This is a genomic window from Streptomyces sp. SID5785, assembly GCF_009870065.1.
Classification (GTDB): domain Bacteria; phylum Actinomycetota; class Actinomycetes; order Streptomycetales; family Streptomycetaceae; genus Streptomyces.
This window is the reverse complement of the sequence record NZ_WWIA01000371.1, coordinates 1-21,497: the sequence shown is the minus strand read 5'-3', so window position 1 is coordinate 21,497 and position 21,497 is coordinate 1. Positions and strand designations below refer to the sequence as shown.

General features: G+C 67.0%; 19 protein-coding genes and 2 pseudogenes. 9 read left to right on the top strand and 12 right to left on the bottom strand.

The genetic code is table 11. The features are described from left to right. The coding region (locus GTW43_RS12240; protein WP_161301678.1) for a siderophore-interacting protein at positions 1-632 on the top strand (632 nt) is incomplete at its 5' end. A 28-nt stretch (positions 633-660) separates the two neighbouring features. On the opposite strand, the gene GTW43_RS12235 is transcribed toward GTW43_RS12240, so the two are convergent. Further along, positions 661-1,938, bottom strand: a complete 1,278-nt coding sequence (locus GTW43_RS12235) for an MFS transporter (protein WP_161301677.1) — start codon at positions 1,936-1,938, stop codon at positions 661-663. 183 nt (positions 1,939-2,121) lie between these two features. On the opposite strand from GTW43_RS12235, the gene GTW43_RS12230 reads away from it, so the two are divergent. After that, positions 2,122-3,279 carry a tyrosine-type recombinase/integrase gene (locus tag GTW43_RS12230; protein ID WP_237536550.1) on the top strand — a complete coding sequence of 386 codons (1,158 nt, stop codon included), beginning with the start codon at positions 2,122-2,124 and terminating at the stop codon, positions 3,277-3,279. Between the two features lie 78 nt (positions 3,280-3,357). Here GTW43_RS12230 and GTW43_RS12225 read toward each other — a convergent pair whose 3' ends face one another. The 3 genes and pseudogenes from GTW43_RS12225 to GTW43_RS12220 form a co-directional block, all read right to left on the bottom strand. After that, a complete protein-coding gene (locus GTW43_RS12225) occupies positions 3,358-3,630 on the bottom strand; it encodes a helix-turn-helix domain-containing protein (RefSeq protein ID WP_161301676.1) in 273 nt (90 codons plus the stop codon). 78 nt (positions 3,631-3,708) lie between these two features. Further along, a pseudogene (locus GTW43_RS38000) lies at positions 3,709-3,872 on the bottom strand (IS5/IS1182 family transposase); the annotation flags it as partial. A gap of 320 nt (positions 3,873-4,192) precedes the next feature. After that, positions 4,193-4,357 (bottom strand): hypothetical protein, encoded by a 165-nt coding sequence (locus GTW43_RS12220; protein ID WP_202501361.1) that lies wholly within the window; start codon positions 4,355-4,357, stop codon positions 4,193-4,195. Here GTW43_RS12220 and GTW43_RS12215 point away from each other — a divergent pair. The 4 genes and pseudogenes from GTW43_RS12215 to GTW43_RS12200 form a co-directional block, all read left to right on the top strand. Further along, positions 4,353-4,511, top strand: a pseudogene (locus tag GTW43_RS12215) (IS5/IS1182 family transposase); the annotation flags it as partial. The gene GTW43_RS12220 and the pseudogene GTW43_RS12215 sit on opposite strands and share 5 nt — an antisense overlap. 403 nt (positions 4,512-4,914) lie before the next feature. Beyond that, entirely contained in the window at positions 4,915-5,613 is a 699-nt protein-coding gene (locus GTW43_RS12210; RefSeq protein ID WP_161301675.1) for a hypothetical protein, read from the top strand. Next, entirely contained in the window at positions 5,610-7,592 is a 1,983-nt protein-coding gene (locus GTW43_RS12205) for an ATP-binding protein (RefSeq protein ID WP_161301674.1), read from the top strand. The genes GTW43_RS12210 and GTW43_RS12205 overlap by 4 nt, the downstream gene beginning before the upstream one ends. 37 nt (positions 7,593-7,629) lie before the next feature. Beyond that, entirely contained in the window at positions 7,630-9,717 is a 2,088-nt protein-coding gene (locus GTW43_RS12200; RefSeq protein ID WP_161301673.1) for a hypothetical protein, read from the top strand. A gap of 175 nt (positions 9,718-9,892) precedes the next feature. Here GTW43_RS12200 and GTW43_RS12195 read toward each other — a convergent pair whose 3' ends face one another. From GTW43_RS12195 to GTW43_RS12165, 8 genes are all read right to left on the bottom strand, one after another. Next, complete coding sequence (locus GTW43_RS12195; protein ID WP_161301672.1) at positions 9,893-10,843, bottom strand: thiopeptide-type bacteriocin biosynthesis protein; 951 nt, start codon at positions 10,841-10,843, stop codon at positions 9,893-9,895. Between the two features lie 32 nt (positions 10,844-10,875). Next, entirely contained in the window at positions 10,876-12,051 is a 1,176-nt protein-coding gene (locus GTW43_RS12190; protein ID WP_343245982.1) for a lanthionine synthetase C family protein, read from the bottom strand. 26 nt (positions 12,052-12,077) lie between these two features. Next, entirely contained in the window at positions 12,078-15,074 is a 2,997-nt protein-coding gene (locus tag GTW43_RS12185) for a lantibiotic dehydratase (RefSeq protein ID WP_343245981.1), read from the bottom strand. A 129-nt stretch (positions 15,075-15,203) separates the two neighbouring features. Next, complete coding sequence (locus tag GTW43_RS12180) at positions 15,204-15,398, bottom strand: FxLD family lanthipeptide (RefSeq protein ID WP_161301669.1); 195 nt, start codon at positions 15,396-15,398, stop codon at positions 15,204-15,206. 56 nt (positions 15,399-15,454) lie between these two features. After that, a complete protein-coding gene (gene fxlM, locus GTW43_RS12175) occupies positions 15,455-16,678 on the bottom strand; it encodes a methyltransferase, FxLD system (RefSeq protein WP_343245980.1) in 1,224 nt (407 codons plus the stop codon). Between the two features lie 347 nt (positions 16,679-17,025). Continuing rightward, positions 17,026-17,151, bottom strand: a complete 126-nt coding sequence (locus GTW43_RS38480) for a hypothetical protein (RefSeq protein ID WP_272922519.1) — start codon at positions 17,149-17,151, stop codon at positions 17,026-17,028. Positions 17,152-17,216: 65 nt separating this feature from the next. After that, positions 17,217-17,630, bottom strand: a complete 414-nt coding sequence (locus tag GTW43_RS12170; RefSeq protein ID WP_161301668.1) for a hypothetical protein — start codon at positions 17,628-17,630, stop codon at positions 17,217-17,219. After that, positions 17,627-18,151, bottom strand: coding sequence for an ATP-binding protein (locus GTW43_RS12165; protein WP_161301667.1), 525 nt, complete (start codon positions 18,149-18,151; stop codon positions 17,627-17,629). The genes GTW43_RS12170 and GTW43_RS12165 overlap by 4 nt, the downstream gene beginning before the upstream one ends. A gap of 249 nt (positions 18,152-18,400) precedes the next feature. Between GTW43_RS12165 and GTW43_RS12160 the strand changes: the two genes are divergently transcribed. The 3 genes from GTW43_RS12160 (at position 18,401) to GTW43_RS12150 (ending at position 20,933) form a co-directional block, all read left to right on the top strand. Continuing rightward, a complete protein-coding gene (locus GTW43_RS12160; RefSeq protein ID WP_343245979.1) occupies positions 18,401-19,840 on the top strand; it encodes a Tat pathway signal protein in 1,440 nt (479 codons plus the stop codon). A gap of 39 nt (positions 19,841-19,879) precedes the next feature. Continuing rightward, positions 19,880-20,347: a TrmO family methyltransferase gene (locus tag GTW43_RS12155; RefSeq protein WP_161301666.1), complete on the top strand. Its 468-nt coding sequence runs from the start codon at positions 19,880-19,882 to the stop codon at positions 20,345-20,347. Between the two features lie 109 nt (positions 20,348-20,456). Continuing rightward, positions 20,457-20,933, top strand: coding sequence for a GNAT family N-acetyltransferase (locus GTW43_RS12150; protein ID WP_237536549.1), 477 nt, complete (start codon positions 20,457-20,459; stop codon positions 20,931-20,933). The last annotated feature ends 564 nt before the right edge of the window (positions 20,934-21,497 follow it).

Here is a 21,497-nt window from a genome sequence, read left to right as displayed (position 1 = left end):
CCCTCAGCTACCTCAAACTGCTCGCCGCGCCCAAGGGCGTCCGCCCCGTCCTGCGCAACTACACGGTCCGCGCCCACCGCCCCGACGGCCCCGAAGGGCCCGAGCTGGACGTCGACTTCGTGCTCCACGGCGACCCGGGCGACCCCGGCGAGGAGAACGGCCACGCCGCCGGGCCCGCCGCCACATGGGCCAGTACCTGCTCCGTCGGGGACAGCGTGGTCCTCGTCGACGAGGGCATCGGCTTCAACCGGCCCGACGACCTGCGCAGCGTCGTCCTCGTCGCGGACGAGTCCGGGCTCCCCGCCCTCGCCGGGGTCCTCGCGTCCCTGCCCGACGACATCACGGGCACCGCCGTCGCGGAGGTCCCGACGCCAGAGGACCGCCAGGAGCTCATCGCACCGCCCGGCGTCGAGATCGTCTGGGTCGAACGCGGCACGACGGGCCCGCCGGTACCCGGCGTCGCCGCGCTGGAGCGGGCCCGCTCGCTCCCGCTGCCCGAAGTCCCCTTCTACGGCTGGGTGGTGGGCGAGTCCGGCCTCGCGACGGGGCTGCGCCGGCACTGGGTGGCCCAGGGCGTACCGAAGGACCGGATCATGTTCTGCGGCTACTGGCGGGCGCGCCGCGACCGCTGACCGGGCGACCACGCCCCCCCGGCGTCCCTCACCGGTCGAGCTCGCGGTGGGCGCTCTCCGGCAGCCGCAGGTACACCGCGGAGGACACGAGGCAGAGCACGGCCACGTACCAGGGGAACAGCCCGCTGTGCCCGATCTCCTTGAACAGCGTGCCCATGTACGGGGCCGTGCCGCCGAACAGCGCCACGGTCAGCGAGTAGGGGAACCCGATCCCGGCCGCCCGCACCCGCGCCGGGAACACCTCCGCGTTGACCGCCGCCGAGATCGACGTGAAGCCGGTGAGCAGCACCATTCCCGCGCACTGCGTGATCAGCAGCGACGCGAACGACCCGGTCAGGCCGTGCAGCAGCGGCACGCTCAGCAGCGCGAAGCCGATACCGAAGAACAGCAGGAGCGGCTTGCGTCCGAACCGGTCCGAGAGGAGTCCGCCGACCGGCTGGAGCAGCGCGAAGAAGGCCAGCGACACCGTCCCGGCGAGCAGCGCGTCGGACTTGTCGATGTCCGTGTTCAGCTCCGCGTACGTCGGCAGGTACGAGGTCCACGTGTAGTAGGCGAGCGTGCCGCCCGCGGTGATGCCGCCGATCAGCAGAGACTGGCGCGGATGATGGCGCAGCGCGTCGAACAGCCCGGGCCGCGGCCCTTCCGCCTTCGCGCGCGTCTCCTGGGCGCCCTGCCGGATCCAGAAGCCCACCAGGCTGAGCAGCGCCCCGGCCAGGAACGGCACGCGCCAGCCCCAGCCGTCCATCTGGCCGTCGGTGAGGGTGCTCACGAGCAGTGCGGCGATGCCCGAGGCCGCCAACTGCCCGAGCGACGTGGACACGTACTGGAACGACGAGAACAGGCCGCGCCGGCCCGGTCCCGCGGACTCGACGAGGAACGTCGTCGACGCCGCGAACTCGCCGCCCACCGACAGCCCCTGGAGCAGCCGCGCGAGCACCAGCACGACCGGCGCGAGGACGCCCACCGTCGCGTACGTGGGGGTCAGCCCGACGAGCAGACTGCTGCCGCCCATCAGCAGGATGGTCACCGTCAGCGCGGCACGCCGCCCGCGCCGGTCGGCGACGGCCCCCATGAGCAGCCCGCCCACGGGCCGCATGAAGAAGCCGACCGCGAAGACGGCGAAGGTGGACAGGAGCGGCACGAGCGAGTTGTCCGCGCCCTTGGGGAAGACCTGGTCCGCGATATAGGTGGCCAGGAAGGTGTAGGCGTACCAGTCGTACCACTCCACTGCGTTGCCGACGGAGGCGGCGAGCAGCTGACGTAGCGGGTGAGCAGGGCGGGTGGAGGTCGTGGTCGCCTGTGTCATGATCCTGACCCTTTCCCAAGAGATTCCCTGCTCACGCGAGGGTTGACGGAGTTGTCATCTTGCCGTCGATCAAGCAGGACCGCTGCGACCGACGGACGCTGCCGTTTGGTGCGGCCGAAGATCAGAACCACAATCACGGGCGCTGAGTCAGCAAAAAGTCAGCACGAGCCCGAGGTCAGTACTTTGCCTTCCATACCCAAACAGCTCGCCCGCGGCATGGGCACTTTCGCCAAGGCGTGCAAGTGCAGCCAGCCCACCCGTTGCCCGCATCCCTACTTCATCCGGTACCGCGACGCCGGCGGCAAGCAGCGCGAGGAGACCGGCTTCCGGACGCAGGACGCTGCGAAGGAACGGCTCGTCGAGCTGTACGCACGGAAGTCCAACACGCCCGCGTCCAAGGCCGAACTCATCCGGCACTACGGGCAGATGCGGTTCGAGGACTTCGTCGGCGACTACATGGGCCGACAGCGGCGACTCTCGTACGGCACGGCGTACGAATACGAGCACCTCGCCCGCAACCACCTGATCCCGGAGCTCGGATCACGTCGTGTGGAAACGTTCAGCCCGATGGTGGTGGAGAGCTTCCTGACGACGATGGATCGCCTCGGGACGCCCGACCCCACGCAGTTCAAGGTCTACGTCCTTCTCAAGACGCTGCTGCTCGATGCCCACCGCAAGGGGGCGATCAACGAGCACCCCCTGCAAGGGGTCGACGCTCCGCGGTACGAGGCCGAGCGGGCCGTCGTGCCCACGAAGGAACAGATCATCGGGATCAAGTCGGCTGCCGACCACGACCGCTTCTCGATGTTCGTGGACATGATGGCGGGCTGCGGCCTGCGCAACGGAGAGGCGCTGGCCCTGAACGTGAACAACATCGTGGCCGACGACGTCTACCGCGTCACGGAGCAGGTCCACTACCGAACGAGGAAGCTCGAGAAGCTCAAGCACCGGAAGCCCGGGGAGTTCCGCGAAGTCCCGCTACCTCGGAGCATCCGTGAAGCGATCGAGCGCTTCGTGGAGAAGCACGGAACTACCGCGGACGGCTACGTCCTCCAAGGAGCCCGTGCCAAGCACATGAACCACAGCTCGATCAATGCCATCTGGTATCGGAAGCTGCCCGGCAAGGACGTGGACATCCCCGAAGGCATGACGATCTACGGGTACCGGCACTTCTTCGCGGCGAACTGCCTGGCACACAACATCCCCATCACGGACGTCGCCGAGTGGATGGGGCACAAGAGCATCGAGGTCACGTTCCGCATCTACCGACATCTCATGCCGGCTTCGATCGGGCGGGCGGCGAGGCTCCTCGACCAAGGTCTTCACGACCTCGCCGCCTGAGGACGCTCGGGAAGTGAAGCGAGCGGCGATGAGCGGCGGGCGGCTCTGGAAGCGTCAAGCTCCAGAGCCGCAGCTCTGTCAGCCGAGACGCTGTTGCCGAGCCCACGCGTCCACATCGGAGATCTTGAACTGCAACTTTGCGTTCCGTCCCACACCGAACTTGTAGGCAGCCAGCCCCAGCCGAGGGGCGTCGCGGTAGACCCACGTGACGGACATGTTGAGGTACTCGGCGGTCTGCTTGGCATCCATGAATTGCGGGCGCATCGGACCTCCATCGGCGGCATGGGCGGTCATTGTCGGTTCGATGAGCGACTTGGCCCGGCTGGCGGAGATCTGATAGCGACTCGCCACTATCTGGTTTCATGCGCGGTGAAGACAGCGTGCGACTTCGATTAAGCCCTGGAGACGCGGTACAGAGCCCTTCCAACCTCACGCTGAATCGGCGAGGTGGAGGGGAGTATCGCCCGTACGAGGTCGGTGATCCGGGTGGTGCTGCACCGGATCTTGGGGAGAACGCGCCAGCTCTTCAGGGCGGCCATGGTTTGTTCGCCGACACACCGCATCTTGGCATGGCTGGTGTTGTGGCGCCGCTGCCGTCGCTTGAGGTTTGGGTGTCACCCGGCTGGGCGGCGGCCTAGGCATGGGTGAGGAGGCCCAGGGAGCATCCTTGGTGCCGGTCGCGCTGTCGCTGCCGCCGGGCGATACGTAGTACACGCCGCCGGTCTGCTCATACGGATGGTTGATTGTTGTGCTGTTGGCCGAGTCCGAGTTGGTGACGACAGAGAGGACGCTCACGATCACGGCCGAGCTCAACAGAGCTTGCGTCGCGCGCCTGGATGTTGTCATTCGCTCACTCCGAATCGTCAGTTCGTACAGATGAGTTGCGGGTGCGAGGGCCTGAGCATTACGGAGTTCACCGCCGGCCCGTCTCTGGAGGTGCGTCGAGAAAGCTCGCCGCCGGCAGGTGCTCCTGGGTGATCTCCCACGCCACCAGACCGGCCACGGTGGTGGCGCCGGAGGTGCTGAAATGGGTCTGGCCGCGGTCGGCCGGAAGTTCGGCGTACAACTGCCGCCGCATGCTCTGGGCCTCGCCGGCGCTGCCCGGCTGCACTCACGACCTCGCAGCCGCACGACAGCACGGAATCATCGAGGCCCTCGCCGAAGCAGGACTCAGCTGCTGGGCCGACAAGGCGTATCAAGGTGCCGGCGGACGCGTCCGGGTCCCGTTCCGGAGCCGCCGCCTTCCCTCGAAGGAGAAGCCATCAATACCGGCTCCCTGCGCGACCAGGCACTTGCCATCATGGACGTACGGCCCTGAACCCCCACCGCCAACAGGTCAGGCACCGCAGGCTAAATGACCACCCTGCATCTGCCACCGGCTCGCATTTGCGGGCCAGTCTTAAGTCTGCTGCCGACGGAATGCACCTGAGCTCAGGGAAGTAGGGTGCCCTCGCTTCTTCGTGGCCTGTGCGGAGAGCGGATTGGCCAGCGTCTGGTAACCCCTGGCCCTCGGTGTGGCGGGAGATGGTGGGGCGAACCCGGTGCTCTCATGTAGCAGAACAGGTCAGTCGGGTGCGCATATTCTCCTCGCTCATCCCATAGTCAGATTTATATGCGGATGGTTACGCTGTTGCGATGGATCACGAGGGGGAAGGGCCGGGGGGCCCGGTGACCAGTCGGGAGCAGGACGCGGTGCGTCTGTTGCTGCTGATCGATGGGGCGTGTGAGCCGCTGACTGACGCGGATCGGGCTGTGCCGTTGTTGGAGCACGCGGTCGGTGTCATGCGGACGCAGGTCAAGCTGCAGAAGCTGGATTTCTGGCTACGTAACCCGGACTACCTGGCGAACGAACTGCTCACCGAGTACGAGAGCGACCGGGAACAGGCTCTGCTCGACATTGCCAGCCGGATCCTCGGCTCCGAGGAGCCCGAGGTCCGTCGTTACCCGATGCTGCGGCATCACTTCGGGGCCTACGAATGGCTAGACGATGCCCTGGCGGTGCTGCGCAGCGCCGGACTGCTGGTGCGCAGGCGCCGGGGAACGGTCAACCGGGTACGTCAGCACGACTACTTCCTCCTGCAGGAGGGCCGTCGGGTGGCCCGGGAGATTGTCAGTGAGGCCCCGGCGTTCGATTACTACGTCAAGCAGGTCGAGTTGGTGTTGCGACTTGCAGGTGAGAAGTCCGGCAGCGAACTGAAGAAGCAGCAGTACCTGACACGTGAGTACGCCGAGACGCCGCGGGGGAGCCGCATCGCGTCGATCAGCGAGCAGGCCCGTCGGCGTCTGGCGTCCATCCGACAGGGACTGCAGGAACAGGGGGCGGGGAAAGCATGAGCGCGGTGCAGACGGAGGTTCTGCTTGAGACTCGCATCTCGGCCAAGGCGGGCGTGGGGATTGATGATGTCCGCGACGTGTTCGCCGAGTACGGACTGCCGCTGGTCGTCTCCCCGGCGCGCCCACGGTCGCTGCATGTGCACCGACTGCGGGTGGCCGGCGAGCGCACCGGCGAGGTTGAGCCTGGCCCGTTCGATACTCCTCTGGACTTCTCCGCGGGTCTGACGGCGCTGGTCGCGTCCAACTTCCGCGGAAAGACCTCGGTGCTGGAACTGCTGACCTGGTGTCTGCGCGGCACGCCGCGCAGCGAGATGCAAAACCGTGTCCGTGGCTGGCTGAGCCGGGTGGACCTGGACGCGACGGTCGCTGGCGAGTCTATGGGATTCCGGCTTGACCTCACGGACGGAGAGATCACTTCGGCCGTCGTGCTGACGAGTAAAGATTCCGCCGCGCTGGCCGATGTACGCACCCCAGACCCAGCCCGAGGCATTACGGCGCTACTGCGAGCGGCCAGCACCGACAGCTATGCGGAACAGATTGCAGGACTCATGCTGGGCCGGATGGACCTGCAGCCGTTGGTCAACAGCTTCAAGGAGACTAGTACTCAGACTCACGGGTGGCCTGCCTACTTCGGAGCCGTGTACCTCCCTGCAGGCGGCGACAAGGCGCTGTTGGGTGAAGTTGCCGCCAACGGACTGCCCGGCCGGCTTCTGCAGGTGTTCCTGGACCTGCCTGCGGCGGCCGCCCTCACCCGGGTCAAAGCGGTCCGCGATGTGCGTGTCGCCGAGGCCAAGGCCCGCCGCACGGCGGCGGATGCTGAAGCGGCGGAGCGCGCCTCAGAACGGGAGCGCCTTGAAGCCGAACTCGCCCGCGCCCGGGATCACCTGGCGAGCCTGCTCCCCGAGGACGAAGACGACACGTCACTGGTCGACCTCGCTGGTAACGCCGTGCAACTCGCCCGTACGCTCGCTGACGCCCAAGACGAGTGGGACGAGGCATCCAGAGTGTTCCGCCGCGCCCGTACTGAGCGCCAACAGGCCGCCAAGCTCCTCAACGACGTCACTGAAAGCGCCACCGCACGCCTGCTCTTCCACGGCCTGAACCCATCCAGCTGCCCACGCTGCGACCAGGAGATCGACGACACCCGACGCCATCAAGAGCAGCAGGCCAGCACTTGTGCGGTCTGCGCCCGAGAGGTGACCGGCGACGACGAGGAGCCGCACGAGGTAACCGACGAGGCACGTGAACGATTGACGACAAGCACATCAGCCGAGGCCGTCGCCAAAGAGGCCCTTGAGCGTGCAGAGGAAACAGTCGATCGCCTGACCCACCAGCTGGAATCTGCTCAAGCGCAGTTGCGGCGCGCCCAGTCGGCGGCAGACCTTCCCGCACGCCTGGCCGCGCAGGAGAACGTACTACGCCGCGAAGGGGCTCTCAGCGTCTTCCATGAGCCGGAGCCTCCAGCCGCAGATGCTGCGGAAGAAAAGACCGCCTCCATCCTGACGGCGGCCGCTGTCCTGCTGGAGCAGGACAGCAAAGCAGCCGCCACAGCACTGTTCGAAGAGGTCAACCAGGAGATCGCAGAACTGGCCACCCTCTTCGGTGTGCCTTCCCTGGAGAGAGTGTCAATCGATCGAAGTGCTCGCCTGAAGATCTTTCCCATGGGCAGCAAGCAGGAATGGTTCACGGACCAGTCGGCGGGAGCACGTCTGCGGCTACGGATCGCCGTCGTCATCGCCTTGCTACGTGTTGGCCGGCGCTATGGCGTATCGACGCATCCGGGACTTCTACTGATCGACAGTCCCAAGTCCGAGGAGATGCAGTCCGACGACGCCCGTAAGCTCTTCACGGAACTGGCGTCTGTCGCGGCCGAGAGCGACCTGCAGGTAGTCATCACCACCGCAGACTTCGAACTCGCGCAGGCCACGCTGCCGGTCCAAACCATCAGACAGGCCGAGGTCGGCGCCTCCTTGTGGTGACACCACGCGCCACGTCAGCCAGAGAAGGACGGATGCTGTGCCGCAACTCGCCGACCGGCTCTCCGAACTGGCCTCAGAAGGCAAGGCCATTACCTTCCCGGCCATCGGCCTTGCCCCGGATGCGGTCGCTAGCCAAGCCGGCGACGTGGCTGCCGGCCCCCTCGCTGCCTACCTGGCCGAAGCCGTCGCGGATGCTTTCAACCGCAGCGACGCTCAATGGCAGTCTGCCGCAGCGGCATTCCCACATGGACTGGCCGCGCAGCCCAGCGTCCTGCATCTTTCAGCGTCCATGGACGCGCTCCTGCACAGCCCCACAGCAGCCAAAGCGTTGGGCAAGTCCCTGACCGCAGCACTGCTGGACGACTTGCTCGCGCAGATCGAACTCGCCCCGCTGCTGGCCGCAGCGCGTCTCGAAGGCGCAGTCCGCCTCGCGGTTGCCGACGCCGTCACTCCCTTCAAGGTGTGGCAGGCCATCGAGGACGTGCCGAACGATGGACCCGAAGACTTCCTTGAGCGTCTGCCGCGTCTGCTCGGCCTCGCCCTCGATCGCTGGGCAGACGAAGACACGATCACCGAAACCGTGCGTGAATTGCTACAGCAACTCACCCACGACGAAGCCGCCGATGTGGACGCCATGTTCGAGCTCGGTTGCGATCTACTGCGTCGAGCTCTGTCTTCCCAAGATGTGGGCGCCGTCACCAGCCACCTCGTACTGGCACGCAAGCAGTTCGAAACCGCAGCCCAGGCCGAAGAGGCCCGCGACGACGCCCGCATCTATGCCGCCGTGTGCGATGCCATCCTGGCCTTCGGTCGGCATGACGCCGCGACCATCACGCGGGCGGCCGACGAGATTGCACAGGCGGTGGATCAGCGTGAAGCCTGGCTCCACGGCACCCATCAACCCGCCTGGCTGCAACCGCGTCGCTCGGCCGAGATCGCCTGGCAACGCCTCATCCTGCAACTGCGCGCCGCAGCCACAACCCTTCAAGAGGAAGCCTGGATGGATGCCTGGCAGGCCCTGGACACTGTCCTTGGCGCCTACAGTGCCGCCCGAACCGTCTGCCCCTTGGCCAGTGGTGTCAGCCATGGCCTAGCCCATCTTGTCCAGCCAGCGATCGAAGACAGATTCCTGCGCGAGCAGGCCTTCCTGGCGCAACTACGCCGCGCCGCACAAGAGACAGACCATCACGTCACCCGCGATTTTGACACGGCCACCGCCACGGCTCTCCTTCAAGCTATCGACACCGCAGCCCGGCGCGAACCCGCAGACGCTGCCACCTCGTCGAATGACGGCGCGACCGATGACGACGATCCTGGCGGAGCAAGAGCGGGGATGAATCGCCTTCAGCGGCTGGCGCCCACCCTTCTCCTCCTGCTGGGCGAGCGAGCCCTCAGCATTGCTCTCGCACTGGACGATCACCAGCTTCTCCTCATCGAGGGCCTCGCCTACGACAGCGACATAGCCCGCCTGAAGGCCACCGACCCACTCGTCGTGCCTAAATTGGATGCGCTGATGAACCAACTGTCCGCGCACCAGGCATTCACTGGGGAGACACGCAGGACGTTTTCGGCCCTGGTCGAGCAGACTCTGCTCTTTCTCAAGAGCCGCTCTGATCTCACTCGCAGCAATCTCTTCGGTACAACGAAGAAGGGCGAACCTCCCGCCTTCGACTATCGGCGCAAGCCGGAGGGCAAGGAGGCTCGTAAGCCGGTCGAGGCCGATCTTCAACGTGACTTCCACCAGTGGCTTCAGGCGGGTCCACTTCACAACGTGGTGCTCGTAGAACCCGTCGACATAGGGATGGGGCGTGCAGATGTCATGACGCACTTCGGAGCTCTGCGCTACCTCACCGAGATAAAGCAAGACAGCTCCGACAACGACCCCACCTACCTTGAAGACCGCTATCTTGCCCAGGCGGCTGAGTACACCATCACCAACGCCCCGTTCAGCCAGCTCCTCGTCCTCGATCTCACACCCAAAGAGGAAACCCAGGGCAACATGCGTGTCGACGAAGTCGCATGGACCACAACCCATCGCCCTAAGGGAACAGGTATCGACCGGGCGGTTGTCGTCGGCATCGTCGCCGGCAACCGTGTGACGCCTTCCGCCTATTCGCAAAAATGAGCGCCGCCAACAGCGGGTGTGTTGGCTGGTCGAAGCCCCACCGCGCCTTTCAGCGATATGGGCACTGATGAGTGGCCGACGCAGATAGTGAAATGCTGTGTTCAGGGCCGCTGTAGGCCTTATGACCTGCTGCTATCGCAGGAACGAAAAAGCCCAGGGAGCTGCAGCGCAAGGGTCAAGCGCTAGGCGGTTCCAAGATCGCAGTTCGTGCGGCGAGCGCCAGGGCGCTCTGGGCGCCAGTGGAGAGGCCGAGCCGGTTCCAGTGGAAGATGATGTGGTAGGCGAGAACGCGGCGCAGGCCGCGTTCCAGGGTCCCCGTTGCCACCCCTGCCTTGAAGGATTGGCCTGCGAGTCGGAATGCGGTTGCCCATTCCGCGACGGGAAGCAGCGGCGCGTCGAGCCCGAAGAGTGCCCCGTCGTTGCTGAGGTCGGTCAGGAGCAGCGGACGGATTGCTGCGGCCATCGTGTTGAGCTTCGCCTCGCGACCCTCGACGTTGCGCTGTTCCTCGTTGATGACCCGGTCCCACACGTCGCCCTGCTCGCCGAACTCCAGGCCGGCGGCGCGCATCATGACCGTGCAGAGCAGCACCGAGATTTCGCGTCGGCCGAGTGGGAGTTCCGGCAGTCCTTGCAGGTTGAGGATGTGGTGGCTGTCGGCGGCGAACAGCAGATGGGCATTCATCATGCCGGCGGGGCCGCCGAAGGCAGCCATCTCCGGCTCGTATTGGCCGGGGAGCCAGGAACGGAGATGTCCCGCCTTCACCAGGTTATCGAGTCGGGCGCCGAGCTCGGCGCGCAACCGCTCCTCGCCCTCGGTGTGCACCCGCAGCCGCCAGTAGGGGTGCTTGCGGATGAACCACCACATGGAGGATGCGCCGCCAACTTCTAGGTCACGAAGCAGCGGCACGAGGTGTTCGTAAGCGGCCTGGTCGGCGTCGTGCCAGGAGGGGAACTCCACATACACCTGGGCCCAGTTGGGCTGTTGCTGGTGGCGGAAGAGGGCATCGGATCCGGCCGCGACGAAGGCGTCAACGGCATCGGCCAGGCTGGCCGTTGTCATCCCGGCACGGAGCGCCGTCTTGTCCAGCGACTGTCCGGAGAGCACGTCCAAGACGGCATTGGTCACCTCACCCGTGGTGCGCGGATAGCTCCTGGGGGTCAGTCGATGAGCAGGCATGAGTCCCATCCGGTGATTGACGGTGTGGCGGTGGCGAGGGTGATGAGGGCGAGCGCGCATCCGGCATCGCCCTCAAGAAAGCCGGGCCCTTTGTCGGTGCCGGGGGCGGCAGCGGCCAGGAGGCGGTTGCCCAGTGAGGGCAGGAGCGTGTGCAGGCGGGGGGCGTCTTGGGCTGCGCGGAATGCGGTCTGGTAGAGGCCCGCCCAGCCGTGGCACAGGCTCGTATCGGTGATCGTGGCGAGTTGGGCCGGGTCATTGAGGCACCGATACAGGGCGTCCTCGTAGAAGGTCTGCAGGGCAGTGTCGTTGAGCGCGATCCCGGCGAGTTGCCCAGCTCGGGCGATGCCGGGCGTGCCGTAGCACCAGCTCGGGCGGCCGGGGTGACGCTGGTGAGGGCGGCCGGTCTCGACGTCGGCCAGCGTGATGTGTTCGGGCCACCAGGGTCCGGCGTCGCTTTCCTGGCGCCAGGTGTCGAGGTGGTCGCATATCGTCCGTACAGCCTCCGCTTGCCTTGGCACGCTGTGGCCGCGACGCAGGGCTTGAGCCAGCAGGAGCAGGGGGCCGGTGATGCCGTGGGCCGCACCGAAGTTGCCGTGACCACCGGGCATCGCATGCTCGCGCCGCGGGTCGTGGTCCACCCACCAGCCGGGCGTGTGTGCGTCGATGGGTTGGGTCAGGGCCACGAGGTAGTCGAGGACGCGCTCCATGGCGCTGCTGCTGGGGTCGGTGCGCAGCAGGTAGGCGCCGATGCCGGTGAGCCCGTAGAACGTGTCGTACTCGGAGAATGCGGCCGGCTGCCGTCGGCTTATCCGTTTGGTTGCCGCTTCGGTGCGCCTATGAGCCAGGGCGAGCACGTGTTCGTGCAGGGCCTCATGGGCGTCTCTGTAGAGGCCGGTTCTGCGGTGGGGAACGCCGTGGAAAACGAAGGCTACGGCGGTGGCCCCGATGTAGAGACCGGTGGTGTCCTCGACGCTGACGCCACCAGCTGCGGCATGGCCGATCCACTGATGTGCGGAGCCCCAGTCGGCCAGGCATCGGGCGGCGTGCTCGCTGTGGAACAGGGCGATACCTGCAGCTCCCGAAGCGAGGGATTGCCCGGCCCACGGCTTCTCGGGCCAGGTGTACTCGTCGAGGTGCGCTGCGAACTCCTCGATCACGCCGTGAACGTGGCAGACGGGGGCGTTCATCGGGAGGCCTGGACATGCGCGTGACGTAGGGCGACGGTTCGGGCCAGGTGCAGCACGGTGGCCTCCGCTTTCGGGTCGACGCCCAGGGCGCGGACGTGATGTTGGTGCAGCAAGGAGCGCACGACGGTGCACGGGTCGTGCTCTTGATTCAGGAGGGCGAGGCGGTAGGCGAACAGGGCCTCGCACCGCGTGTTCCACGCAGCGGTGATCGCGGCGTCGGCTGGAGGGGACTCGTCCCACAGGTGGATGACCTGTCGGCGCAGATCCCGGTCCGGCCGTCCGTGGGCGGGGGTGTTCGCGATCAGCCAGTGCAGTCCGGCGTCGACGCAGTCCAGGACCTGGGTGACGATGCCGAGCAGCCCCCATGCGGTGAGTGCTTCCCGTGCGACGTCGGTCTCTTCGGCGTGGCGGATCTGCTCGACGGCCAAGCGGGACTCGGCGCAGAAGACGTGGTGCGCGGCGTCCAGTGCCTCCGCGGTCCCGTAGCGGCCAGTCTGAGGCCGATAGGGCTCCAGCGTCAGGCGGGCAAGCAGGTTGTCGTCGTGCAGCTCGCGCGCCCAGCCGTTCATCGCCGCAGCGGCCGTCCCCCAGCCGCCGTTCAGATGCAGGGTCACTTCAAGGTGCTGGCCGTCTTCCGGGCGGGACAGGTCCCGCTGCCGGGCGAACCACCACGGCACCTCTCCGCCGAGCCTGTCCAACAGTCGCGGGATCCAGGTCAGAAGGATCTCGTCGAAACGGCTTGGATGGGTGTGGAGATGCATGCGCAGGACGTCGCCTCCGCCGGGCAAGTACAGCTCGGCGGGAGCGACCGTGCGTGCCTGCGGCACCGGATCGGTGACAGACGCCGGCTGCTGGCGGACGAAGGGCAGCACGATCTCGTGCGCGCGTCCGATCCAGCCGTGTGCGTCCGCGTCGGGGAGCTCGTGCAGCTCCAATTCCTCGGTTCCGTCCAGCGCGGCCCGCAGCAGGCGCCCATGTACCGGGTGGTCCAGATGCAGAGGAAGCCGCTGGTCGTACTGCTCCACGGCCACGCGCTGAGGCACGTTCAAGCGAACCTGCCATGCGGCGAGTTGCGCATCCCAGTGCGTGAAGGAGGCGTTGCGGCCGGGCAGATCGCCCCGGGCCAGAAGCCATCGGGCCGGACTGAGAACGGTACGGCCATAGCGGACTCGAGGCAGGTACGGCTGGCGAGCGGCAGCGCCAAAGTCGAACTCGCCGTAGGCGGATCGGCGGGCGCCTGCGATCTCGGCCAGGAAGCGGGCCAGTGGAGGAGTCTGGATGCCGGCCTCCAGCGCGTGCGGCACCCGCACGTCTACGACGCGGCCGGTCGAGATCTGAATGAGGAACAGGTGCCTGGCATTCGCAGTCACCGCCAGATCCCCCAGGGAGATCACCTCTCCCGCCGCAGGCGGGTGCTCGCCGATCGGGATCACGAACGGCATCAGCGGCCCGGTGCGGGTGATGTTCTCGTTGCGGCGCCGCCGCGGGCTGAACGAGAGCTGCGCGGTGATGATCTCCGGCCGGGCCGCGTAGGAGTCAGCGATTTGCTGGCGGGCGTCCGGGGACAGGAGATGGGCGGAGCGGCCCAGCATGCTGCTCCCGGGCCGTGGCACGCCTACGGCTTCCAGCAGGAAATCGCCCTGGGCCAGAGCCCGGGTGGATCGGGCGTGGATCTGGAAGGCGAACTCGCTGCGGTCGCTGTAGGCCCGGTCTTCCTCTCCGGCGGCCTGGGCAAGTTCGCTTACCGCCGTAGCGTCGAGGACGAGCTCGCCGCAGCCCGCCATCTGGGTCTGTTGGAGAAGCCGGAGCAGGACCCGATCGCGTTCGGTGATGCTCGCCGGGGCTCGTCGGCGCTCGGCGCCGACATACTCGGCGGGCCAACCGAGTTCGCTGTCTCGCAGCAGGGTGAGGACGGGAACCTGGGCGCCGGGCCCGTACTGCTCGCGAAAGCGCCAGTGATAGGAGCGCCACAGATCATGTCCGTAGGGCCGGGGGCTGACCTGGTGCAGGACGCTCACCGCGGTCTCTGCTTCTGTGACGACGTCGACCGGCACCTGGACGTCGCAGTCCAGGGTGGTGTCGACGACCACGGGAAGCGGCGCGATCTGCGAGTGCTGATGCATTCGGCGCGTGAGCTCACGCAGATCGGTTCCAGCGGCCGGTGCGGCGTGCGCGGCGAGGTCATCGCGCAGGTCGTACAACTCTCGGGCCAGGGCTCCGCTGAAGCGCATGGAGTGAGCGTCGATCCGCTTCAGTTCCTGGCAGATGTGATCGAGCGGATCCAGGACGGTCATGGGCGGGCGCAGGCTGGTGATGAGTAGGTTGTGCGTGATCAGGCTGTGCAGCACCGCGTTGAGCTTGCTTCCGGCGCCGGCCGGGAACGCGATGGTCAGTTCGTCGCGCAGAGAGCCGTACCGCAGGGGAGAGGCAGCAGTCTCCAGGGCGGCCACGACCGGGCGCGTCGGGCGCAGTGTCATTTCGACGGGGGCCATCAGCCGGTCGTGTCCGTCGGCGGGTACCCCGGGAGCGACGAGCCGGTTCCCGCGGACGTGGACGGTGTCATTGGCGGTCACGTACAGGGCGTCGAGGACTTCGGGATCGCTCTCCAGGGCCTTGATCACGTCGCTGATCCATTCGCCGTCCGCCCGGAGCGTCACGTGGTGAGCGATGCCCCACTGGGCCCGTGGAGACTGGCCGGCTGTGAGCGCGGCGGCCCCGGAAAACAGGCCGAAGGGCGTGGGCCGGTGCTGCCAGCGCAGGAGATATGAGGCGACGGACAGGGCAGCACGGCGCACCTGTCGGGGCCGTACCGAGGTGCCGCCCACGATGGATTCGACGGTGCGGGTCAGGACCGGGCTGGCGGCGAACAGCGCGTTGCGAACCTCTGGGCGCTCGAAGAGACGCGTCAGCCACGCTCGACTGACAGCAGCATCATCCAGGTTGAGGGCGTGAGGTATGACGGCGGGAGCGGGCTCGGTGGTGGCGCGGAGCACCGCGGCTCCAGTCCACCGGTACCTGACGTCTAGGGCCATGGTGTGTTCCTTCCGGTGCGGGAGAACCAAGGAGCGCGGGGGCGCCACGAAGTCGTGGCGCCCCCGCTGGCCTTGCTGATCAGTGGGCGGTCACTCGGGGTCGCGCACGAGGGAGCTGCACGAGGACGCGTTGCCGCCGCAGGTGTTGCCGCAGCCGTCGCTTGTGGAGCACATCAGCCGGCCGATCGGATGGGCGGCCACGACGACCCTCACGTCCAGGGGCGCGAAGTCGTCGTCGGCGAACTGCACGGCGGGCTTGTCGAGCACGGTGGCAGGAGCGGACATGTGGATCACTCTCCGTAACTGGTGGAGTGGTGCATGACGACCTGGCGGCGCGGCGGTCAGGCCGCGGGCCAGGAGAGCGAGATGCGGCTGTGTACCTTGTCGACGACTCGGTCGCCGACGACCTGGTCGTCCGGGGTACCGGCCGCATAGACCCGGAAGATCGGGGTGGAGTCGCCGCGGTGGTGCGCGTCCCAGTCGTGCAGAGTCGCGATGAGCGTGTCGGCTAGCTGCTGCGCGTGATTGCCCAGGGCGTGGACGCCATATTCGACGTCGTCGTCCCCGGCCGGGCGGAACACGAGGTAGGCGAAGGAGTCCCCATCCACGGCGGCAAGCGAGAACCCGTGGCGGTTGGGGACGACGATGCCGGAATCCAAGTCCTGGTCGACCGTCATGGTGCAGAAGCCGGGCACCGTGATGGCCAGGTGCAGTTGGAGCGAGCCGAACGGCTCTCGGCGGCCGAGCGTCACGCCGCTCCACTGCTCGATCCGCTCCGTCTTCACCGCGTTGTCGAGTTGGCTGGGCTCGATCGGCAGTCCGTCGTCGAACCGCAGCGCGATCTCCTCGGTGCCTGCGACGAGGAGCAGTTGTTCGTGATGTTCGGTGCTGCCCTGCATGGCCACGAAGCCGCACTGCTTCGCGGACGTCGACTCCAGGTGATCCCCCTGCATGACGAACGAGATGGAGCGAGTCAGGCCGCGGGCGCGCAGGGGGACGACGAGCCGCCCCTGGGGGTGAAGCTGGTAGGTCCAAGCAGGTGGGATGTCCCAGGCCCCGACCGTGACCAGGATGACGTCGGCCACCCCTACGCCGGGGATCGGCTCGGCGGCGTCCGCGGTGACGACGCGAACGTTCTCGTACCCGTTCTCTGCGAGCAGACGAGCCGCAGTCTCGGTGATCTCGGAACTGATGTCGACGGTGACCACCGTGCCGGTCGGGCCGACGAGCTCGGAGAGGTAGGCCGCGTTCATGCCGCCCGAGCCGATCTCCAGTACCTTCATGCCGGGGCGTACCTGTGCCTGTTCGAGCATGAACGCCTGGACCTGCGGGGCGGAAACGGAGCTGGTATGCACGCCGTGCTCGTTGGTCTGGGTGACCACCGCGTCCCACGGGTTGTACACGTCAGCCAGGGCGGTGCCGGGCGGGGTGAACCGCTCGCGCGGCACCTTCCGCATCACGGCCTCGACCTCGGGTGAAGTGATCCAGCCCTCGTCACGAAGCTGGTCGATCATCTTGTTGCGCAGGCTGGTGGTCTCGGTCGCGTCGGTCGGGATGTCTGTCACGGGGGAAGCAGTCCTTCGTCAGTTGGTCATGCGACTGGATTGGTGTGGCCCGCGTCGCGGGACGTAATGGGTATTCGCGACGCCACACCGGTCTGGCGGCTGCGGAGCTTGGCGAAGGCCTCCACGGACGTCCCTTCTCATGCAGGTGACGGCGTGTGGGGAGACCGGGGGATCTCCCCCCCCACGCCCCTTCCGGTTGGACCCTTGTGGCAGGGCCGTCCCCGGGTATTGCACCGCCCTGCTCTGACAGTGGGCGGGCCCGAAGGCCGGTCGCGACCTCCCCCACAGAAGCGCGGCCGGGGCGCAGGCAGGGCTTTGCGCCGACTCCCTCATCGGGGAGCCCCAGTTCAGGAGGTGTCTAGCTTCAACGTCACCACCAAGACGGCGACTCCGCTGACGAGCGTCGGCAGGAGGATGAGCTGGACCGGGCCGAAGCCGAGCATGGCCAGGTACTGCACTGGATGGCGCACCACCCACCGCAGCCGCGGCAATCGCAGAAGCTGGCGGCCGCGCGCGCGACGCCGGCGAACACCGGCGTTCACAGCACAGTCCGCGCCGGACGTAACTGGCCAAGTCGGGGTGCCACATCGACCGTGTTCCACGGACTCGACACCCACGCGCCCGTGCGCTCCTGCCAGTCGATGATCTCTGCACGCTCCTCCGCGCCGTGCCAGAGCATCGAATGGCTCGGTTTCACGACGTCCCGCGTCTTGCCAAGCGTCACCAGGGACAGCGCCTTCGCCCGCTCGGGACGCTCGCCGGTTGGTGACGCGAGCTCCGCGATGTCGATAAGGGTCTCGACTGGCGCCCACCCGTGCCTCGGGACGAAGTCTGCGACCCCAGGCAGAGCCGAGTCCCGGAAGGCGGGGCTGGTCGGGCACGCGTAGACGGCTACTGGCGTGCCCGATGGTGCCTCCGCAGCCGGCGCCTCGATCACGGTTGCGGCGCTCACAGTTCCTTCCGCCCGCTCGCAGGCTGTTCGTCGTGGATCGGTAGGCAGCACCAAGCGGTGGCGCCGTGGCTGGTGAAGCCCCAGTCGCCGCCCAGTTCCTCGACGATCTTGGAGGTGAGGAGCAGACCGCGGCCGGACTCCTGCGTCGGCGGGACCATCTGCGGCCGAGGCGGCTCCTCGGTCTCTGTCCCGCTGTCGATCTCGAACCGGATCAAGCCCGGCTGCGGGGACCAACTGCGGTAGCCCACCGAGTGTCCCTTGCCGTGCAGAACGGCGTTTGTGAGCAACTCGGAGAGGACGACAAGTACGTTCTCCACGCGCTCTTCTGGCATCCAGCACGAGTGCCGCAGCCACTCGGCTCCGATGCGGCGGAGACGCGGCACGACATGCGGCTCACGCTCGCCTGCGGCGGCGATCTCCGACGGGATGAGGGGCGGCATCGTGGTGAGCCGGGCGGGGGGTCGACGCGTGGACTTGCTCCACCCCTGCTGCCCGAGGGTCGCCAAGTTGCCGACGCTCATAGTGCTGGGGCCAGTTAAGGAGTTCATGTGGGGCGCTCCTGCTCATCGTGTGGCTGGCACAACAAGCGAACCGCTCAGGCACTGTCGCGGGTACCGGTGCAAGAGGCCCAGGGTGAACAAAGTGAACAAAGATCATCTCCGGGAACCAGGTCCTCGGATGGCTGACTTTCCGCCAACGCCAGCAACACAGAGTGAAGTTGACCGGTAGCGTGAGTGAGCGTGCCGGGGACGGCACGCTGCCAAGCCAGGTTGAACAAACTGACCAAAGATCGTTTTCCATTGCGGGGGCGCACGATGGCGCGCGAGAGAAACGAGCGGCTCCAGGCGCTACTGGTGGAAGCGGGCTGGTCACGAGCGCAGGCCGCCGCCGGGTACAACCGAGTTGCCGGGGAGACCCTGACCGGGGAGCGAGTAGAGAACTCCAAAATCGGGCGTACCCACGTATCCGCGTGGGTCGAGGGCACCGAACCGTCGGGCGTAGCGCCCGCTATGTTGTGCGAGGCGCTGTCCCGCCGTCTGAAGCGTGCAATTACGCCACAAGAGGCCGGGTTCGCAGTTCCTACCTCACCAGCGCAGGAGGCGCTGGACTGGCGCGTCGATCCGGTGATCGCGCTGAGCGAACTGGGGAGTGGAGTGGACGCGAGCCGGCGTCGCCTTCTTGCAGGCGGGGTGTACTCCGCCGCAGCGCTCGCGCTGCCTGACTCGACCTGGTGGGAAACCATGTCGGAGCCGCCGAAGGGCGACGCGCCGGCATCCGGGAAGCGTGTCGGCAGCGGCGACGTGGGCACCGTACGCGAGCTCACCGTGGCGTTCTCAAGCATGGATCAGCGTCGGGGTGGTGGGCACGGCAGACGGGCGCTCGACGAATACCTGGAAGGCGAGGCCGCTCCGTTCCTCAAGGGACGCTTCCCCAATGATCGCGTTCGGCGCGACATGTTTGGCGCGGTCGCGGAGCTAACCTACGTATCCGGCTGGATGGCGTTCGACAACAGTGAGCACGATGTGGCGCTCAGGCGCTTCAACGCTGCGGTCAAGCTGGCGGCCAAGGCGGGTGATGCACCGTTGAGCGGGCACATTCTGAGGGCGATGGCTCACCAGGCGCTGGACCTGGGGTTCCGGGGTGAAGCGCTGGAGATCGCGCAGGCGTCGGTGCACGGCGAACGGTATGCCGCTGCCACGCCGCGAGAGCGGGCTCTGCTCGGCGTTGTGCACGCGCGCGCTCTCGCCGCGAACAAGCAGAACAAGCAGGCCGCCCACGCGCTGCTCGTTGCCGAGGATGATCTGAGGGAGGCCCACGACGGCATTCGGGAGCCGGATCGAACCTTCTTCTTCGGAGAGGCGTCTCTCGCGCACGAGACGGCGTGCACACTCCGGGACCTGGGCGACCCGAAGCGTGCCATCACGCAGTTTCGTCGATCTGTACGAACGCGCGGGGCTGCGTTCCGACGCACGCACGCCGTGACCCTTGGATACATGGGGGCAACGCAGATCGGTCAAGGGAGAGTCGAAGAGGCCTGCGCAACGTGGACGAGGGTCTTGGACGCCATGGAAGAGGGCATGTACTCCGGCCGAGCGCGGCAGGCGGTTGAGGACATGCGCACGTTGCTCACCCCGTACCACCGGCGGGGCATTCCGGCCGTTGGCGTTCTCGACGCCCGAGCAGCGGCGTATCTGTCCGAAGTAGATTGATCCGCAACGATGTTGGCGGTGGAGCAGGAGGGCTAGGACATGGCGTTGGAGATCGAGCCGATCGGGGAAGTCGTCGAGGGCCGTGCTGAGGTGGCAGACGACTACTGGGGCGGCATCGAGTCGGTGATCCAGCTCGACGAGAAGTTTCCCCTCGACGCCGTGCAGGGCCTCCCTGAATTTTCGCACCTGATCGTCTTGTGGCATTTCGATCAGGCCTCGCCCGAGGACGTGGAGTACCACGCTCGAAGCCCCCGCGGGAACGCGGCCTGGCCGGCCACCGGCACCTTCGCCCACCGAAACCACCGCAGGCCGAACCAGCTCGCGCAGTCGTTCCCGCGGCTGCTTGAGGTTGACGGCCTTCGCCTTCGCGTCGCTGACCTGGACGCCGTTGTCGGAACGAAGATCTACGACCTCTCGCCGTACTTCGCAGAGATGGGGCCTCGCGGGCCCGTACGTGAACCGAACTGGCCTGGGGAGATGTTGGCCGACTACTGGACCAAGAAATAGTCCGTGTCCGTCCCAAGGGAGCGTTCACAGCTCCCGCGGGAACCCTCCCACCGAGGTACCCGTCATCGAACTCCGATCGTTCACTGACCTGGAGCCAGCCCGCGGCGACTTGCTTGATGTCTACGCCGAAGTGCGCGCTCCGTTGCTGCACCTGGCGAACTACGCGGTCTCATCGTTCGGGGAGCGGCTGGACCGCCACGGCGCTGAACCCGGCTTCCAGGCTGTACTCGCCTACGCCGGAGAGCACCCCGTGGGCTATGCGTACGGAAACAGGATCGAGGACGGGGACCGGTATTGGCAGCGCATGGACCCCGCCCCGAGTGAGACTTATACCGAGCAGCCGGTCGTGGCGTTGAAGGAGATCGGCGTACGTCCCAGCTGGCGAGGCACGGGCGTTGCAAGGCGCATCCACGACCGGCTTCTTGCGGGCCGCGACGAACCGTACGTGACTCTCATGGTCAACCCGGCGGTAGGAGACGGTAAGGTCCACGCGCTCTATCAATCGTGGGGCTACAAGGACATCGGGCACAGTCAGCCATCACCGACGTCCCCTCGGCTGACGGTGATGGTTCGTCCAACCCGCTGACAGGCTCCGACGTCTGTCTCTTCGCGGTGGTCAAGGTGAGGCTGACGTGGATGGGAGGTAAACGCTGGCCCGTCCCAGCGGGCGTGCCGATGCCTTGAAAAACGCGGGATGGGCCGGCAACCGAGTTCTCGTACGCTGCTGAAGAGTGAGCGGCTGCCGAACTTGTGGGGTCGGCTGCGGTGCTGCTCCGGTCTCGCCCGACCCGACGACCGGAAGTCACCGACCTGACAGTCGTGCCTGTGGTGGTGACGGAGACGGAGCAGACCTTCAGGTTTCCGGTGCCGTCCTACCGGCGCGAGGTCGCCGGCACCGAGCAGCACGCCGCCCCGATCTCCGCGTGTGTTGACCGCCTGCGCCTGTTCGGCCTGAGCAAGCAGGTCACACCCTGGGGTCCGTCCTGCACTGCCTCGTACAGGTCGGCGCGACCGAGCGGGGGAGCTGCCTGATGCAGACCTCTCGATCGACCACCGCGCGCGGATCCTCCGGGCATGTACCAGAGGATGGGTTCGCCGGACATCCGAACATCTCTACGCTGGAGCAGCATGAAGAAGGTCGCCATCGTCA

What these genes read in the sequence shown, in the direction of transcription:
- GTW43_RS12235 (WP_161301677.1), bottom strand. Translation starts at nt 1,938, where the DNA reads ATGACACAGGCGACCACGACCTCCACCCGCCCTGCTCACCCGCTACGT.
- GTW43_RS12220 (WP_202501361.1), bottom strand. Translation starts at nt 4,357, where the DNA reads ATGCGGCGGCAGTTGTACGCCGAACTTCCGGCCGACCGCGGCCAGACC.
- GTW43_RS12210 (WP_161301675.1), top strand. Translation starts at nt 4,915, where the DNA reads ATGGATCACGAGGGGGAAGGGCCGGGGGGCCCGGTGACCAGTCGGGAG.
- GTW43_RS12205 (WP_161301674.1), top strand. Translation starts at nt 5,610, where the DNA reads ATGAGCGCGGTGCAGACGGAGGTTCTGCTTGAGACTCGCATCTCGGCC.
- GTW43_RS12180 (WP_161301669.1), bottom strand. Translation starts at nt 15,398, where the DNA reads ATGTCCGCTCCTGCCACCGTGCTCGACAAGCCCGCCGTGCAGTTCGCC.
- GTW43_RS12165 (WP_161301667.1), bottom strand. Translation starts at nt 18,151, where the DNA reads ATGAGCGTCGGCAACTTGGCGACCCTCGGGCAGCAGGGGTGGAGCAAG.
- GTW43_RS12155 (WP_161301666.1), top strand. Translation starts at nt 19,880, where the DNA reads ATGGCGTTGGAGATCGAGCCGATCGGGGAAGTCGTCGAGGGCCGTGCT.